The 15639-nt window shown below is 56.8% G+C and carries 16 protein-coding genes; 6 read left to right on the top strand and 10 right to left on the bottom strand.

The annotated features are described in order from the left end of the window. Positions 1–4: 4 nt before the first annotated feature. On the top strand, positions 5–187 hold the full coding sequence (locus SADFL11_RS08065; protein WP_008196479.1) for a hypothetical protein: 183 nt from the start codon (positions 5–7) through the stop codon (positions 185–187). A gap of 68 nt (positions 188–255) precedes the next feature. On the opposite strand, the gene SADFL11_RS08070 is transcribed toward SADFL11_RS08065, so the two are convergent. The 3 genes from SADFL11_RS08070 to SADFL11_RS08080 form a co-directional block, all read right to left on the bottom strand. Further along, on the bottom strand, positions 256–2211 hold the full coding sequence (locus tag SADFL11_RS08070) for an ABCB family ABC transporter ATP-binding protein/permease (RefSeq protein WP_008195941.1): 1956 nt from the start codon (positions 2209–2211) through the stop codon (positions 256–258). A 40-nt stretch (positions 2212–2251) separates the two neighbouring features. Continuing rightward, complete coding sequence (locus tag SADFL11_RS08075; RefSeq protein WP_008191854.1) at positions 2252–2641, bottom strand: ArsR/SmtB family transcription factor; 390 nt, start codon at positions 2639–2641, stop codon at positions 2252–2254. 136 nt (positions 2642–2777) lie between these two features. Next, positions 2778–4421 (bottom strand): LysM peptidoglycan-binding domain-containing protein, encoded by a 1644-nt coding sequence (locus SADFL11_RS08080; RefSeq protein WP_008190212.1) that lies wholly within the window; start codon positions 4419–4421, stop codon positions 2778–2780. 196 nt (positions 4422–4617) lie between these two features. On the opposite strand from SADFL11_RS08080, the gene SADFL11_RS08085 reads away from it, so the two are divergent. Then, a complete protein-coding gene (locus tag SADFL11_RS08085; protein WP_228198254.1) occupies positions 4618–5253 on the top strand; it encodes an LOG family protein in 636 nt (211 codons plus the stop codon). A 159-nt stretch (positions 5254–5412) separates the two neighbouring features. Continuing rightward, positions 5413–6672: a GGDEF domain-containing response regulator gene (locus SADFL11_RS08090; protein WP_134852954.1), complete on the top strand. Its 1260-nt coding sequence runs from the start codon at positions 5413–5415 to the stop codon at positions 6670–6672. 12 nt (positions 6673–6684) lie between these two features. Here SADFL11_RS08090 and rarD read toward each other — a convergent pair whose 3' ends face one another. From rarD to cysS, 6 genes are all read right to left on the bottom strand, one after another. Beyond that, positions 6685–7620: an EamA family transporter RarD gene (rarD, locus tag SADFL11_RS08095; protein WP_040451835.1), complete on the bottom strand. Its 936-nt coding sequence runs from the start codon at positions 7618–7620 to the stop codon at positions 6685–6687. A gap of 26 nt (positions 7621–7646) precedes the next feature. Further along, positions 7647–9242 carry a citramalate synthase gene (gene cimA / locus SADFL11_RS08100; RefSeq protein ID WP_008196661.1) on the bottom strand — a complete coding sequence of 532 codons (1596 nt, stop codon included), beginning with the start codon at positions 9240–9242 and terminating at the stop codon, positions 7647–7649. Continuing rightward, entirely contained in the window at positions 9239–9745 is a 507-nt protein-coding gene (locus tag SADFL11_RS08105) for a GFA family protein (protein ID WP_040451834.1), read from the bottom strand. Before SADFL11_RS08105 ends, cimA begins: the two co-directional genes overlap by 4 nt. Further along, positions 9742–10224, bottom strand: a complete 483-nt coding sequence (locus SADFL11_RS08110; protein WP_040451833.1) for a GFA family protein — start codon at positions 10222–10224, stop codon at positions 9742–9744. The genes SADFL11_RS08105 and SADFL11_RS08110 overlap by 4 nt, the downstream gene beginning before the upstream one ends. Further along, positions 10221–10589 carry an endonuclease domain-containing protein gene (locus SADFL11_RS08115; protein ID WP_008191144.1) on the bottom strand — a complete coding sequence of 123 codons (369 nt, stop codon included), beginning with the start codon at positions 10587–10589 and terminating at the stop codon, positions 10221–10223. Before SADFL11_RS08115 ends, SADFL11_RS08110 begins: the two co-directional genes overlap by 4 nt. A 293-nt stretch (positions 10590–10882) precedes the next feature. Next, entirely contained in the window at positions 10883–12310 is a 1428-nt protein-coding gene (gene cysS / locus SADFL11_RS08120; RefSeq protein WP_008196296.1) for a cysteine--tRNA ligase, read from the bottom strand. 276 nt (positions 12311–12586) lie between these two features. On the opposite strand from cysS, the gene SADFL11_RS08125 reads away from it, so the two are divergent. The 3 genes from SADFL11_RS08125 (at position 12587) to SADFL11_RS08135 (ending at position 15027) form a co-directional block, all read left to right on the top strand. Continuing rightward, positions 12587–14275, top strand: a complete 1689-nt coding sequence (locus tag SADFL11_RS08125) for a L,D-transpeptidase family protein (RefSeq protein WP_008194602.1) — start codon at positions 12587–12589, stop codon at positions 14273–14275. Positions 14276–14414: 139 nt separating this feature from the next. Continuing rightward, the gene (locus tag SADFL11_RS08130; protein ID WP_008193965.1) at positions 14415–14603 is read left to right on the top strand and encodes a hypothetical protein; all 189 of its coding nucleotides are present in this window, start codon (positions 14415–14417) and stop codon (positions 14601–14603) included. Between the two features lie 64 nt (positions 14604–14667). Continuing rightward, the gene (locus SADFL11_RS08135; RefSeq protein WP_008188976.1) at positions 14668–15027 is read left to right on the top strand and encodes an ArsR/SmtB family transcription factor; all 360 of its coding nucleotides are present in this window, start codon (positions 14668–14670) and stop codon (positions 15025–15027) included. A gap of 23 nt (positions 15028–15050) precedes the next feature. On the opposite strand, the gene SADFL11_RS08140 is transcribed toward SADFL11_RS08135, so the two are convergent. Then, positions 15051–15566, bottom strand: coding sequence for a CreA family protein (locus SADFL11_RS08140; RefSeq protein WP_040451832.1), 516 nt, complete (start codon positions 15564–15566; stop codon positions 15051–15053). Between the last annotated feature and the right edge of the window lie 73 nt (positions 15567–15639).

The raw sequence follows: 15639 nt of genomic DNA on the forward strand, positions 1-15639 counted from the left end.
CATTATGTTCCACACCGGAGACCAATTTGAAAACCGCGCCCGCGCTGAACGTCACTACGAGCTGCGCCGTTTGAGACATGCCCTGTCCGACCTTTTGTTCGGCCGGACTGTCGAGACAGCCGCCAAAATGCCGAACAGGCTCACAAGCGCCAATGACAAGGATTTTCCAACCTCCCGCGCGGCTTAAGCGCGGGAGTTCTTTTGCTCGATAAATGCTACTTACTTGATGACTGCAATCGCAGCGAAGTCCCAAGGCTATTTTGCTGGAACATAATCTGCCGGTTGCCCGCGGGTAATGATCCCGAGATCGTCGTTCTCTCGCGCCGCCCGCAAACGCTCTTCCGCCTCATCGGCTTCGCGCTGGCGCGCCCACATCGATGCATACAGTCCGTCGTTTGCCAACAGTTCCGAATGTGTTCCCCGTTCTGCAATTTCACCAGCTTCGAGCACGATGATCTGGTCAGCATTCACAACAGTCGATAGACGGTGAGCAATGACCAGCGTCGTGCGATTCTTCGACACCTGATCCAAAGCCGACTGGATCTCGCGTTCCGTATGAGTGTCCAGAGCCGAGGTTGCTTCATCCAGGATCAGGATCGGCGGTGCTTTTAAGATTGTCCGGGCAATCGCCACGCGCTGCTTTTCGCCACCGGAGAGCTTGAGCCCACGCTCACCAACCTCCGACTGGTAGCCTTGCGGCAGGTTTTCGATAAAGTCGTGGATCTGCGCCATGCGCGCCGCTTCCCTCACCTCATCATCGCTCGCGTCCGGCCGCCCGTAGCCGATGTTGTACGCGATGGTGTCGTTGAAGAGGACAGTATCCTGCGGGACCATGCCAATCGCATGGCGCACACTTTCCTGGGTGACATCGCGGACATCTTGACCGTCGATCTCAACGGCGCCGCCGGTCACATCATAGAACCGGAACAACAGCCTTGAGATCGTTGACTTTCCTGCCCCCGACGGGCCGACAATGGCGATTGTCTTGCCGGCCGGAACATCAAAATCCACGCCCTTGAGGATAGGCCGGTCTGCATCGTAGTGGAATTCGACATCTTTGAAGCGGATGGTACCCTCGACGGCCTTCAGCGGAGCTGCCCCGTCTTTGTCCTTGATCTCGGCCGGCACAAGCAGGAGATCGAACATCGATTCAATGTCGGCCAGCCCCTGACGGATTTCACGGTAGAGAAAGCCGATGAAATTGAGCGGCATGGAGATCTGCATGAGCAGTGCGTTGATCAGAACAAAATCGCCGATGTTCTGTTCGCCGGCCATGACCGCACGGGCGGACAGTCCCATACAGGCTGCCATGCCGAGCCCCAGGATCACCGCCTGACCGAAGTTGAGCCAGGCAAGCGACGTCCAGGTTTTGGTCGCCGCCTTTTCATACTTGGCCATTGAGACATCGAAGCGTTCGGCTTCCATCTTCTCATTGCCAAAGTATTTGACGGTTTCGAAATTCAGCAGGCTGTCGATGGCTTTCGAATTGGCATCCGTATCGCTGTCATTCATTTCCCGGCGGATGGCAATCCGCCAGTTGGAGGCCTTAATCGTGAACCAGACGTAAGCCACAATCATCACGGCTACAATTACGACATAGGCAAAGCCGAACTGGAACCAGATCACACCGGCCATAAGCGCGAATTCCAGAACGGTCGGGAACCCGTTGAGGATCGTAAAGCGGACAATCGACTCAATGCCCTTGACGCCGCGTTCAATGACACGGCTCAGGCCACCGGTTCGCCGGGCCAGATGAAACCGCAAGGAGAGTTGATGCAAATGGCGGAAAGTCAGTTTGGCAAGCTGACGGACGGCATGCTGGCCTACACGGGCAAACAGGGCATCGCGCAACTGGTTGAACGCAACTGCCATCACCCGGGCCGCATTGTAGGCCAGAACCAGCATGACCGGAGCCAAAAGGAAAGCTGGCAGGCCAACATCCTCGCCAGCAAGAACATCTGTCGCCCAGGCGAAGAAGTAGGGCGATAGAACTGTGATGAACTTAGCCACCACAAGCGCAGCAACTGCCAGCAAAACCCGTTTTTTCAGATCTGGCCGTGAAGCCGGCCAGATATATGGCCAAAGGTTCTTGAGCGTGGAAAGCGTGTCACCTTCCTCCGCGCTGACAGCCTTTTGTGCGGGCGCGCCTTTTTGTGCATGAGCAGGGTTTGACGGGGCCGAACCGGCCGACGTCCCATGTGATTGCGTCAAGTATTCTCTCCCGATGCCCTTTGCGGGCCGTTCCGGTAACTTATTCGTTTGCCGCCAACTCGTTTACCGCGCTAAGGACGCCGTTGTCGTGCTCGGAGTTCAAAAGCTTCCAGAATGCGTCCGATGCTTCCTGCGTTTTTGAAATCTGATCCCAATTCAAAACATAATGGCAATTGCGCCCACGGGTGTCGCAGGTCAGAAACCCTGCATCTTTCAAGACCTGAAGGTGCTGAGACACGGTCGATTGAGCGAGCGGCAAGGCGCTGACGATTTCGCCGCAGCAAGCTTCTTTCTCGCCGGCCAAGCGCCGCAGGATCGCAAGACGTGCCGGGTGCCCAAGCGCCCGGAACTGTGCAGCCAGGCTTTCACATCCCGACAGACCGGACGCGTTTTCGCCGCTTGCGGTGTGCGGGCAAACCTGATCGCTCATGCGGGGAACTCCTTTCGGGCGGCGCCAATTATCGTAGATATGCGATCAATTGCCAAAAAGACAAGGTCCAACACGAATTGAGGCGGCCACCAAATTGGCGCCCGCCCCAGTAATCGCTTCGAAAACCCAACAATTATCAGCCGTTCCGGCCGGTGTCCGCGTCAGGTGCAGGCCAGTTCAGGTCCCCTTCCGGTGTCAGGAAAACCTGACCGGGATAGATCAGATCCGGATCGCGGATCTGGCCTTTGTTGGCCTGGTAAATAGTGGTGTAGCGGATACCGTCCCCATAAAGACGCCGGGAAATCCGCCACAGATTGTCCCCCTTGCGAATGATGACAACAGGCAACGCCTTTTTGACGTCCGCGCCCTCCCCCTCTGCTGAGCCGGAGGTTCCGCTTGCAACAACCTTGGTCAGAACAATCTGTTCGTCCTGCTGTTTTGCAAAGGTCACGGCTGCCCGTGCATCCACCGACTTACCGTCTTCGGCAATCATGTCAGCCCGGACTTCCACATTGCCCTCCGCGACCGACTTGTCGCCTTCAAGGAGCCACCGGCCACTGGAGTTTGCTTTGGCCTCGCCCTGGTAATCATCGCCTACATAAACACGAACAGACGACCCAGGCTCTGCAGTACCGGCAACGTAGACCTTGTCTTCTTCCGACTCCACCGCTTCAACCGTGACTGGTTGCTGACCGCTCTGAGTACCTGTTCCAGCAGATGCAGTTGTTTCGGCCTGAGAGGCCGCAGCAACTTGCTGGTTTGTGTCGGTCAGATCTGGGTCACCAGAACTTGCCGGTGCGTCCGTGGCAGCGGCTGTTGTCGTCTCAGTAGGCTCCGCGGTGGCTTCCGTTTCCTGCGCTGTGCTGGTTGCGGCCGCCTCAGCTGTCTGTTCCGCCTGTCCAGATCCACTGTCAGCCGTTGGTTGCCGTGCGTCCGCAGTCGCAGTTTGGTTCAAGGCTGATTCCGCCTCGGCGCTCGACGCAGCTGCCGTCTCGGTCGGCTCAGCGACTGCAGGAGCAGCTCCCTCTGAGTTTCCGGCCGCAGCTGTCACGTTCTCTGCAGGCGAAGAACTCGGTGTGTCTCCGCCGGCTTCAGAGGCCGGCGCTGCAGCGACAACAGTTTTCTCAGCCTTCGGCGCTTCGGCGACAGCAACCGGTGCTTCCGGCTTCTGCAAAACGTTGGACGGTCCATCAGGCGAATTCAGGACTACGAGCGGCTGTTGTTTCCCGCCGTCCGGAATGGAGATAGCGACCCGTTCGTCGGACGTAGACAGCTGCTCTCCGCCCTGATCGTGAACTTCCAGAGCAACGTCATAGTCGCCTGGCTTCAACGGCTCATCCAGAATGATGGTCCATTCGCCTGCCGGATTCGCAATGGTCTTGCCAACCACCTCACCGTTTGCTGTCAGCGCCACAATGGCACCAGCTTCCGACCGCCCTGCGACTACAGTCTCGCCAGTTGGTTCTACACCCACCACGTCGAAGCTCGGTTTGTCTGACACCTCAGCAGTTTCAGTCGCCTCGGGTTCTTCAGGTGCGGCGGCCGGGCTTTCTGCTTCCTGAACTTCTGTTTTGGATGTGACCTCTTGCTGGTCCGGCGCAGCACTTGCCTGTTGATCGCCTTTGGAGGACTCGTTTGTAGTCCCAGGAACCTGGCTATCTGCGCGCTCCTGCTCCACCGGCATCCCGCCACTGTCACGATAGAAGTAACCGGTGATCAATGCCGCCACGCCAACAGGCACGGCGATTATCAAAGTCCGGATCAGGGTCTGCTTGTTCATTGCTCTTCCCATCGAAAGCAATGCGGTTTACCAGCCGTTACTTTCGTCTCTTCCCCTTGGCAGACGGCAGAACTTGTCTGCTTGCCCCATTGGATATTCTTCATCCATGCATAACGGCCTTTTTGTGCCGCGGCAAGAAAACCGCGGATCACCAACCGGCCTTTCGAACAGAATGCTTGACCTTATGCAGGGCGCAATGCCACATCATGTCCTTATGACGACAAATTCTCCCAAGCATCTCAAAAGCGTTTGTGTTTATTGCGGCTCGAGCTTCGGGTCGGACCCTGCACATGAGGCGGCAGCCGCACGGCTTGGCCAATTGATTGCCGAATCCGGACTGCGGCTTGTGTATGGCGGCGGCTCAGTTGGCCTGATGGGGACCGTCGCGCGCGCAGCCATGGAATGCGGCGGCCGAGTCACCGGAATTATTCCGCAGTTTCTTGAAAAACGCGAGGTAATGCTGGACACAGTTGAAGACCTCGTCATCACCCAGAACATGCACGAACGCAAACATCTGATGTTCGAAAAATCAGATGCCTTCATCGCTCTGCCCGGCGGGATTGGCACGCTTGAAGAAGCCGTTGAAATGATGACCTGGGCTCAGTTGGGGCAGCACCGCAAGCCTGTTGTTCTTGCCAATATCAATGGCTTTTGGTCTCCCCTTCTTGAGTTGCTCGATCACATGCGCGCGCAAGGATACATCCGGCCAGACACTGAAGTTCCTTACCTGATTGCCAAACAAGTGGATCAGATCATCCCCATGCTGGAAAAAAGTATCGGCGATGGTTCTGATGCGCCGCTTGAAGGTGGCGCGGCGGCGGCAGATCTTTAGCCAGCTAATAATAACGAAACTCTCCAAACGTTAGGTGTTCGGCGACTGGACGACGATTTTCGTATGTCTTGTGGGTATGTTTTGAACATCGGGTTAAGGTCTTGGAAGCTTCTTCCCTTGTAGATTTACCGAGCAAATCACACTGGCGGATCAGCTTTCATGCGCACTATGCTTCTGGTGGAAGACGCATCGTTTTTCGAAAAGGCGATCGTTGACCGGCTTCAGGATATCGGACGGCACCAGATCATGGTTGCCCGGAATTATCGAGAAGCGGAAAGCTGTCTCGACATGCCTATCTGTGAACCGGACCTTGCATTGGTGGATCTGACGCTGCCGGATGCGCCAAATGGCGAAATCGTTGACCTTTGCCGCAACAGAAACATCCCGACAATCATTTTCACGAGCAAATTCGACAACGAAGTCCGCGAAAAGGCCCTTGCTAAAGGGGTGATCGACTACGTCCTCAAGGACACCCCGGCGAGCCTCGATTATGTGGCCGAACTTCTGAAGCGGCTCTCCTACAACCCCAAGATTGGCATCTTGATTCTGGATGATGCTTCTGTCGATCGGGAGAGGATCGCCCAAATTACATCGCACCACCTTTATCAGACCTACCAGGCCAGCACTCCGGCTGAAGCCCTGCAGATGTTGCGCGATCACCCGCACATCCGGCTTGTTCTTGCCGATTATTACATGCCGGACGAAGACGGATTTGCATTTTTGAAAACTGTGCGGCGGAAATACAGCCGCGAGCGCCTGAGCGTCATTGGCATGTCGTCGCTGTCGAACTCGGACAACCGTATCCGCTTCTTGAAATACGGTGCTGCCGATTTCATCGACAAGTCCTACGCGCCGGAAGAAATCCTTCTTCGGATTTCGTTGAACCTGGACATGATGGACCGCATCGCGGAGCTCAACACCCTTGCCATGCAGGATGCGTTGACCGGAGTTCACAACAGGCACTTCCTGTTCACAAAGGCCGTGAAGCAAATCGAGTCCTGGACCCATTCAGGCGGCAAGGCATCGTGGATTGCGGTGTTCGACCTCGATTCATTTAAACAAATCAACGACGAACACGGCCATGATGTCGGCGATAGCGTCCTCTTGGGGTTCGCGCGCCAGCTTCGAGCCCTCGCCGGCCCGGAGGACATGATCATCCGGCTCGGCGGCGACGAGTTCTGCATGATCTTCCGATCGGAAACACGCGACAGCCTGACCCTGAAACTGGCCGGGTTCATGAAGAGCCTCAGCACACATCCGATCCGGCATTCGGGAACCGACCTTCTGTGCCAAACAAGTGTCGGCATTGCAAAGCTCGAGGGCGGAGAGATCTCCGACGCGCTCAGCATTGCCGACAAACACCTTTACGCTTCCAAACGGAATGGGTTTGAAATGCTCGCCGTCGCGGCGGATGGATAACACTCTAAAACGTTAGACCGTTGCTTGCTGCTGAGCTTTTCTTGCGTTTCGTGCATTCCGCCAGCTGTCGAATGTAAAGACCACCAGCGCAATCCAGATCATGACAAAGCCCAGCAGTTTGGCCTGATCAAGCGGCTCTCCCCAGACATAAACCGCCATCAGGAAGTGGATCGATGGCGCGATATACTGCATCAAGCCAAGCATGAAGAGCGGCAGCCGGCGTGCGGCCGAACTGAAGCAAATCAGAGGCAGCGCCGTGACAATGCCGGTGCCCGCAAGCGCCATGAGAACCGGAATGTCATCGAGTATCAGCGCATCGACGCCCCATGAAAGGCTGAGAAGCAGATATCCCATGGCAATCGGAAATAAAAGCACCGTCTCGACGAACAAGCCTGGTGTTGCCTTGACCGGTGTCACCTTCCGCACGTAGCCGTAACCTGCGAAGGAGAAAGCGAGCACCAGAGACACCCAGGGCAGCCCACCAGCCAGAACCGCCTGCAGGACGACGGCAAAACCGGCCATGGCAACGGCAATGTACTGCCATTTGCTCATGCGTTCGCGAAGAACGATCAGCCCCACCAAAATGCTTACGAGCGGATTGATAAAATAGCCGAGCGATACATCCAGAACTTGCTCGTTCGCAATCGCCCAGACGAACACCAGCCAATTGACCGAAATGAACGACGCGGACATCGCGAGTCTTTTCAAGACTGCCGGGTCGGCAAAGACATCGAGCACTTCTTGCCAGCGGCCCCGGAGATACAAGAAACCGCCGACAAACAGCACGGACCAGGCAATCCGGTGTGCAACGACAAGGTCCGCCGAAACCGTATCAGTCAGCTTGTAGTAGGCCGGAAAGAACCCCCACATGCCGTAAGCCGCAAGGCCAAAGAGGAGGCCACGGCGGAGTTCGTTTTCCGCCTCGGTGCGTGTCACGGGCTCAGACATAGCGCGTGCCTTTCTGGCGCCGGACCTTAGCTCTCCTGAGCTTTGAGAAGCGCGAATGTGATGGAATCGACCAGCGCTTGAAAGGACGCATCGACGATATTGGAGGAGACACCGATGGTGAACCAGCGCCGCTGGGTCCTGGCATCATGGCTTTCGATCAGAACCCGGGTCACCGCATCGGTGCCGCCGTTCAGGATTCGCACCTTATAGTCGATCAACTCCAGCCCTTCAATCGCGGCCTGATACTTTCCAAGATCCTTGCGCAATGCCATGTCGAGCGCGTTGACCGGGCCGTTGCCTTCCGCAACGGACATGCGCGTCTCCCCGTCGACATTTACCTTGACCACCGCTTCGGAAACCGTGATCAGATCTCCGATGGCGTTGAACCGGCGCTCGACCATGACCTTGAAGGAATCAACCTGGAAAAAGTCCGGCACTTCGCCGAGCTCGCGCAGTGCAAGCAGCTCGAAGGATGCATCCGCGGCCTCATAGGCGTAGCCCAGCGCCTCCCGCTCCTTCACCTTGGACAGCAGCCGGTCCAGACGGGGGTCGGCCTTGTCGACCGTGATGCCGACACGTGCCAGTTCGCCCAGCAGATTGCTCTTTCCGGCTTGATCGGAAACGAGCACCCGGCGCTGGTTCCCAACCGTTTCCGGGGCCACATGCTCGTAGGTTTGCGGATCTTTCAGAATCGCAGAAGCATGAATACCAGCCTTGGTGGCAAAAGCCGTTTCCCCCACATAGGGCGCATGACGGTTGGGCGAGCGGTTGAGGATCTCATCGAAGGCATGGGAGATCCCGGTGATGTCCTGAAGCTGGTCTTCGCTGACACCGATTTCCAGCCGGTCGGCAAACTGTGATTTCAGTTTCAGGGTTGGGATCAGTGTGATCAGGTTAGCATTGCCGCAACGCTCGCCCAGACCGTTCAAGGTCCCCTGAACCTGCCGCACCCCGGCATCAACCGCTGCCAGGGAATTGGCCACCGCATGGCCCGTGTCATCATGCGTGTGAATGCCAAGATGACTGCCGGGTACGATCTCCTGGACCTTCGTCACGATGGAATGGATCTCGTCAGGCAGTGTGCCGCCATTGGTGTCGCACAAAACAACCCAGCGGGCTCCGGCCTGATAGGCTGTCCGGGCGCAGGCGAGCGCATAGTCCGGATTGGCCTTGTAGCCGTCGAAGAAGTGCTCACAGTCGATCATGGCTTCCTTGCCGGCCATAACGGCAGCCTTGACGGTGTCTTCGATGGCTTCAAGGTTCTCTTCATTTGTGCAGCCAAGCGCGACGTCCACGTGATAATCCCAGGCCTTGGCAACAAAACAGCAAGCGTCAGACTGGCTCGCCAGGATCTGCTGAAGACCGGGATCGTTCGACGCCGACCGCCCTGCCCGTTTGGTCATTCCGAACGCGGTGAATGCCGCGTTCTTTGTCCGCTTTTGAGAGAAGAACTCGGTATCAGCCGGATTTGCTCCGGGGTAACCGCCTTCCACATAGTCGACCCCAAGCCGCTCCAGCAGTTCAGCGATTACGATCTTCTCGTTGACGGAAAAATCAACACCGCTGGTTTGCGCACCATCGCGCAGGGTCGTGTCGAAGAGGTAGAGGCGGTCTTTGGTCATCTGTCTTTTCCGTCGGACAACTGCGGCGCTACGGGCCACTCTTTCGTATCGTGGTCTGGGTGCTGGTGATTGCTGGCGTCGATTTCGGCGATCACATCTGCAAATTCCGGATCGTCTTCCGCTCCACCCGGCAACGCGTGCAGTTTTTCGAACCCTGGAATTTTGTCCCGAGTCCAGTGCTGTTTCGTAACGGGGACGCGGCCCGGCTCATCAAATGCTCCGATCGCCAGCCCAATCAACGGGTAATCGCGATAGGCAAAAACAAGCGGTGTCCCGCACCGGCTGCAAAACCCGCGATCAACCACGTCAGACGACGCGTAGTAGCTTGGTTTCCCGCGGGTCCAGTTGAGATCTTCGTGCCGTGCATCGACCAACGGAGCGAAGAAATTTCCGAAAGCCTTCTGGCACATCCGGCAATGGCAAATGCTCGCTTCGCCAAGTGTGCCTTCTATGCGAAAACGAACCGCGCCGCATTGGCAACCGCCTGTGTAGGTCTCGCTCATCGGATGGTCTCCGGCCAGGCATCCGTATCCCGATCCGGATGCTGGTGGTTGCGGATGCGGGCAAACACGTCCTGAGCCGCAGCTTCCGCTTCTTCCGTTCGGGTCGGCAGAACCGCCAATCCCTCGCACCAGGACAAGCGGTTCTCAAGCCCCAACTGGATTTCCGGAGCCACAAGATCCGGCTGATCGAGGCTCGCGATCGTGATGTCGATATGTGAGCCTTCAAACTCATAGGTCAGCGGTGTGCCGCAGTCCCGGCAAAACCCGCGCCGAACGAGGTTGGAGCTCTGAAAGTAAGCTGGTTCTCCACGCGTCCAGCTGAGATTTTCAACGACGACGAGCGCTGCAAACGGGCCTCCGACTGCCTTTTGGCACATGCGGCAGTGACAGATCGACGGCCGTTTGAACCCTTCAGCACAGTACCGCACCGCCCCGCACTGGCAGCCGCCGGACTTGATGTCTGTTTCTTCTCCGCTCATGTCCCCTCCTTGCCACACACCGTCAGGATCTTGCGGCACACAGCATCGAGATCTTGAAGCACGTCCACATTCCAAAACCGCAGAACAGTCCATCCCGCATTTGCCAGCGCTTCATCCCGCTGTCTGTCCTGTTCGATATACTGCTGATCCCCATGCTGCGACCCGTCTAATTCGACGATTAACCTTTGCTGGGGTGCAGCGAAATCGACGATATATCCGGCAATCGGCAATTGCCGCCGAAAGGAAATGCCCTCTAAACGATGCGCACGAATAGCCCGCCAAAGTCTCTTTTCGGCTTCGGTCATATTTGAGCGGAGCGCTTTGGCATTTCGTCTGTTTTTGTTCGGAATATCCCGGTGAGGCATAACCTGGTCCCCAAATGGAACGGGCATGCCATCATTTATAGGAGAAGCTGTATACCCCCCTCTGTCCGCAGGCGCGGACATCTCCCCCTCAAGGGGGGAGACGGGAACGCGCGGCACGGCTCGAATTCCATTGAACCACGCACTTGCCGCCGGGTGCCTGAAATTGGGTCTCCTCAGAGGCGAACGCTGGAAACTGGCAAACCGGAACCACAAACTCCCCTCTCCCCCCTTGAGGGGGAGATGTCCCTGAAAGGGACAGAGGGGGGTGTTCCCGCCTTGCCGCTGAGAAAAACTCACCGCTTGAGGTCCCAGGTTGTAACGCGGGCGCCGGTTTCGGAGTCTTTTGAGTCCTTTAGCGCGATGCCTTGAGATGCCAGTTCATCGCGGATCCGGTCTGCCTCGGCCCAGTTCTTTCCGTTGAGCGCCTCCAGCCGGGCAGTGATGGCAGTCGCGATTGCGGTTTCGTCGATGCCGGACATATCCGCTGCGACAGGCTTGAGACCCAACAGAGCTGCAGAGGCCGAAAACTCCGCCAGTTTATGCGGATCCTTGTTGGCCTCGCCAGCAAGGCCATGCAAGGCCTGAATGGCGGCGGCCGTATTCAGATCATCGTTCATGGCATCGAGCACGTCTGCTGCCGGAGCCGCATCAGTCTCGACAAGATCCGGCCATTTGCCCAGAAGGTTCTCCGCCTCTTCCAGCTTGCGGACGGAAAAGTCGATCGGCTCCTTATAATGGGTCATCAGCATCGCAAGGCGCAGCACTTCGCCCGGCCATTTGCGGCCGCCGAAATTCTCGGTCTCCAACAGCTCGTGAATGGTGAAGAAGTTGCCCTCAGACTTGGACATCTTCCGGCCCTCGACCTGCACAAAGCCATTGTGAACCCAATAATTCGACATGGTCTTCGTGCCGTTGGCGCAGCACGATTGGGCGATCTCGTTTTCATGATGCGGGAAGATCAGATCCAGCCCGCCGCCATGAATGTCGAACACCTTGCCCAGATGATGCTCGCTCATGACGGAGCATTCTATGTGCCAGCCTGGTCGGCCGCGCCCCCAAGGACTGTCCCAGCCGGGTTCTTCCGGGGACGACAGTTTCCAAAGCACGAAATCGCCCGGGTTTTTCTTATGGCTGTCGACCGCGATCCGGGCACCGGCGATCTGCTCATCCAGCTTGCGCTTGGAAAGACCGCCGTAATTTGGCATCGACACCGTATCGAATAGCACTTCACCGCCCTCCGGCGTCTCGGCAACATACGCATGCCCCTTTTCGATCAGCTGCTCGATCATCTTGACCATGCCATCGATGTGCTCGGTCGCCCGTGGTTGGACGGTCGGCTCAAGGCAGCCCAGGGCAGCAACGTCCTTCTGATACTGATCCGCTGTCTTCTTGGTGACTAGGGCGATCGCCTCATTGAGCGGCATGTCCGGATAATCGCGGAGCGCACGTGCGTTGATCTTGTCGTCAACGTCGGTGATGTTGCGCGCATAGGTAACGTGCTCAGCGCCGTAGAGATGGCGCAGCAACCGGTACAAAACATCAAAGACAATCGCGGGACGCGCATTGCCGATATGGGCAAAGTCGTAAACGGTCGGTCCGCAGACATAGAGACGCACATTGCTATCATCGATCGCGCAGAAGTCTTCCTTCTGGCGGGTCAATGTGTTGGTGAGCTTCAAGCCTTTGAAGGTGCCGGATTTCGCTGGGTCAGCGGCGCTCATGTCAAACGGTCTCCTGGCCGGCTGGCCGGGCGGTCCGTCTACAAGGAAATTTGCCAAGAGGGAACGGCCACAGCCAGCGGTGTCGCTAGCTGCAAATAATGGTGGTGATAATGATGTTCCGTGTGGCCGTCATCATGGCAAGGGTTATGGACCGGTTTCATCAGGGCGGTCAAGATCACTTTTTCATGCAAACAGACCTTCCTTCAGGTTCTGACGTTGGCGCACAGGCCGGGAACCTTTAATCTGACGCTGCGGGAATCAAGGAGGGGCTTTCCGATGCACAGGACAGATCATGCGAGCCGGTACATTCGACACGCGGCACTGATCACGCTGACAACAGCGGTGATCGCGATACAGCCTTTGGCCGGGTTTGCCCAAACAGCTCCGGCACCAACCTCAAAGCCGCAACGTACCGCGGAAAACGTGGAAGTCCCGGCGCCCGTCTTCCTGGAGCCCGAAACGCCAATCGCCAAAGCGCTGCAAGCGGCGATGTCACCGGATGTCTCGGAAAAGGCTGTCCTGTTTTACGGGCAGAGGGCGTTTGCCCCGATCTGGTTTTCCGCTGAAGGCATGAGCGAAAACGCGCATTTGGCCGTTGCGGCGATGGCGGCAGCCAATGAGCACGCACTCAATCCGGAAAACTATGGCCCGCTGGGCCTTGTGGATATGGCTTCCTCTGCCCAGACAGCAGACGACTGGGCTCAGTTTGAGCTGGAACTCACCAAGCAATATCTGCGCTATGCCACGCACCTCTCCTCCGGCCGTGTTCAGCCTAACAAGGTCAACAAGGCCCTGAACCTCTTTCCGGACCGTCCAGACCCGACCATGCTGCTTGAACAGGCTGTGGAGGCGATTGACTTTAGCGCGTTCCTGGAGGGTCTTGCACCAAGGTCAGATAATTACGCGCGCTTGAAACGGCGTCTTGCCCAGTATCGCGAAAAAGCAGCGACAGGCCCCTTCACCAGTGTTCCGGACGGAGATGTGCTCAAGCCCGGCATGAGCGATACCCGGGTTGCCGCGCTCCGTCAGAGGCTGATTGAAGAAGATATTCCCGGTGCGGCCGAACACAGCGGCGATGTTTATGACGGTGTTCTCGTCGAAGCCGTCACAACCTTCCAGGATCATCATGGCCTTGCCAATGATGGCGTAATCGGCAAGGAAACCCTCGCCCGGTTGAACATTCCCTTAGAAGAAAAACTGGTCCAGATGGAGCTCAACATGGAGCGCCGGCGCTGGATGCGGGACGATCTCGGCAGTTTTTACGTGTTCGTCAACCTGGCCGACCAGGAGCTGAAAGTGGTCAAGGAAGGCAAGACCATCCACACCGCGCCGGTTGTGGTCGGCAAGCCGTACCACGCAACACCGGTGTTTTCCGATACGCTTGACTACGTGGAGATCAATCCCTTCTGGAACGTGCCATACTCGATCGCGACCTCCGAGTATTTGCCGAAGCTGAAGCAAAACCCATCTGCCCTTTCGAGCAAGAACATCCGCGTGTTCCGGGACGGTACTGAAATTGCCCCGACCCAGATTGCCTGGAACAGCTACGCCCGGGGCAATTTCCCATTCCGGCTGCGCCAGGATCCAGGCAACAGCAATGCGCTCGGGCGGATCAAGTTCATGTTCCCGAACGAGTTCAACATCTACATTCACGATACGCCGTCCAAATCCCTGTTTTCCCGAGCAGAACGAGCGTTCAGCCACGGCTGCATCCGTGTGTCGGATCCCTTTGCACTCGCCGATGTTCTGCTGGCCCACAAGAATGCGAACGAAGGCCATTGGGAGAAAGTCCGGGACACTGAAAAGCGGACGGTCGTCAAACCGAGCGTACCGATCGAAGTGCACCTCACCTATCTGACCGCATGGATGAACAAAGACGGTTCGACTCACTTCAGAAAGGACATCTATCGGCGGGACGAGAAGCTTCTTGAAGCTCTGCGAACAGCCATGACAGAAAATCTCTAAAGATTTTCATATTACTATCAATGACTTGGATGAAGTTCATAAACCTGAACGGAAGCTGAATACGCCACTCAGCATGGGTTCAAGGCGCAAAACCTATTCTCCGGATCAACAACACAGCGTTGCCTTCTGGAGAAAGAAAATGTTGAACCGCCTTTTTGTGATCATCTTCCTGGCTATCGTCCTTGGTGGTCCGTTCATTGCGCTCTTGGCGATCACTGACGGCACGAAAGCATTCGGCAACGAAATTCAACAGAAAAGCGTTTGTCTGATGACTGGAACGGGCTGCGGCAATGGAAACCTGGTTGTCACCGTAGCGAGCCGCATATAAAAGCGCCAAGGAACACTGACGTTCTTTGATTGCGTCCCATAACGAAGTTTGGCAAGGTCTCTCGATGGACTACAAAGCGCTGGAAGAAAAAGCGGAAACTGCCGCAGAATTCATGAAGCTGATGGCTTCCGCGCCCCGGTTGCTTCTGATGTGTCATGTGATGGACGAGGAGCGCAGCGTTGGCGAACTTGCCGAGAAGACCGGTATGCGCATGCCGACCGTCTCTCAGCAGCTGGCTCTTTTGCGCGCGCAAGGACTGGTCTCAACACGGCGCGAAGGCACTACCATTTATTACCGGCTGGCCAGCGAGCCGGTCAAAGATGTGATGGCCATGCTCTACAAGCACTTTTGTGCCGATGCCGAACTGCCGGTCGCCCACCATCTCGAAACGCTCGAAGGCGACAAGCCGGGCTCACGCCAATAAGGCGCAAGCTGCGTTACTCCAGCTTAGCTCTCCAGATAGTCTCCACAACGCGGCGGTTCTTGGGTTCCCCAGGGCATCAACGGCACGGTCGATGTTGAATTCTTCGGGCTGCCTTCGATCAGCTTGTCGGAATACACCATGTAAACGAGCGTGTTCCGCTTCACATCGCAGCCGCGTACGATCCGCATCTTCTTGAACATGAACGAACGGCCCTGGCGGAACATTTCTTCGCCTTGCTCGAAGTTTTCCTTGATTTGCACCGGGCCGACTTGCCGGCATGCGAGCGATACATCCGAGACCTCTTCAGCAACGCCCAGCCAACCGGAAACCCCGCCCTTTTCCGGAACAGTGAAGTGACAGGACACCCCGTCAATCAGCGGATCATCGATGGCATAGGTCGCCAACTTGTGGTCCGGGGTCAGAAACTTCCAGACGGTCGATTTTTTAAAGATCAGATCCGGTTCATCGTTGGCAAGTGCCGGGGCAGCGGATTGCATACATAGGCTGAGAAAGAGGATGGCTGCAGTGCGAAACCGCATGATAAAACTCCGAGTATCGTAAAGCTGTCTTCAATGTGGGAACCAGCCGCAGGGTATCAAGCACTCTCCGCGT

Origin of the sequence: Roseibium alexandrii DFL-11, from assembly GCF_000158095.2 — a bacterium.
GTDB lineage: Bacteria > Pseudomonadota > Alphaproteobacteria > Rhizobiales > Stappiaceae > Roseibium > Roseibium alexandrii.

Excerpts from the sequence above, each read along its gene's own strand:
- SADFL11_RS08085 (WP_228198254.1), top strand. The coding sequence starts at position 4,618 with ATGCCACATCATGTCCTTATGACGACAAATTCTCCCAAGCATCTCAAA.
- SADFL11_RS08140 (WP_040451832.1), bottom strand. The coding sequence starts at position 15,566 with ATGCGGTTTCGCACTGCAGCCATCCTCTTTCTCAGCCTATGTATGCAA.
- SADFL11_RS08080 (WP_008190212.1), bottom strand. The coding sequence starts at position 4,421 with ATGAACAAGCAGACCCTGATCCGGACTTTGATAATCGCCGTGCCTGTT.
- cysS (WP_008196296.1), bottom strand. The coding sequence starts at position 12,310 with ATGAGCGCCGCTGACCCAGCGAAATCCGGCACCTTCAAAGGCTTGAAG.
- SADFL11_RS08135 (WP_008188976.1), top strand. The coding sequence starts at position 14,668 with ATGGACTACAAAGCGCTGGAAGAAAAAGCGGAAACTGCCGCAGAATTC.
- SADFL11_RS08075 (WP_008191854.1), bottom strand. The coding sequence starts at position 2,641 with ATGAGCGATCAGGTTTGCCCGCACACCGCAAGCGGCGAAAACGCGTCC.
- SADFL11_RS08110 (WP_040451833.1), bottom strand. The coding sequence starts at position 10,224 with ATGAGCGGAGAAGAAACAGACATCAAGTCCGGCGGCTGCCAGTGCGGG.
- SADFL11_RS08130 (WP_008193965.1), top strand. The coding sequence starts at position 14,415 with ATGTTGAACCGCCTTTTTGTGATCATCTTCCTGGCTATCGTCCTTGGT.
- rarD (WP_040451835.1), bottom strand. The coding sequence starts at position 7,620 with ATGTCTGAGCCCGTGACACGCACCGAGGCGGAAAACGAACTCCGCCGT.
- SADFL11_RS08125 (WP_008194602.1), top strand. The coding sequence starts at position 12,587 with ATGCACAGGACAGATCATGCGAGCCGGTACATTCGACACGCGGCACTG.
- SADFL11_RS08090 (WP_134852954.1), top strand. The coding sequence starts at position 5,413 with ATGCGCACTATGCTTCTGGTGGAAGACGCATCGTTTTTCGAAAAGGCG.
- SADFL11_RS08065 (WP_008196479.1), top strand. The coding sequence starts at position 5 with ATGTTCCACACCGGAGACCAATTTGAAAACCGCGCCCGCGCTGAACGT.
- cimA (WP_008196661.1), bottom strand. The coding sequence starts at position 9,242 with ATGACCAAAGACCGCCTCTACCTCTTCGACACGACCCTGCGCGATGGT.
- SADFL11_RS08115 (WP_008191144.1), bottom strand. The coding sequence starts at position 10,589 with ATGCCTCACCGGGATATTCCGAACAAAAACAGACGAAATGCCAAAGCG.
- SADFL11_RS08105 (WP_040451834.1), bottom strand. The coding sequence starts at position 9,745 with ATGAGCGAGACCTACACAGGCGGTTGCCAATGCGGCGCGGTTCGTTTT.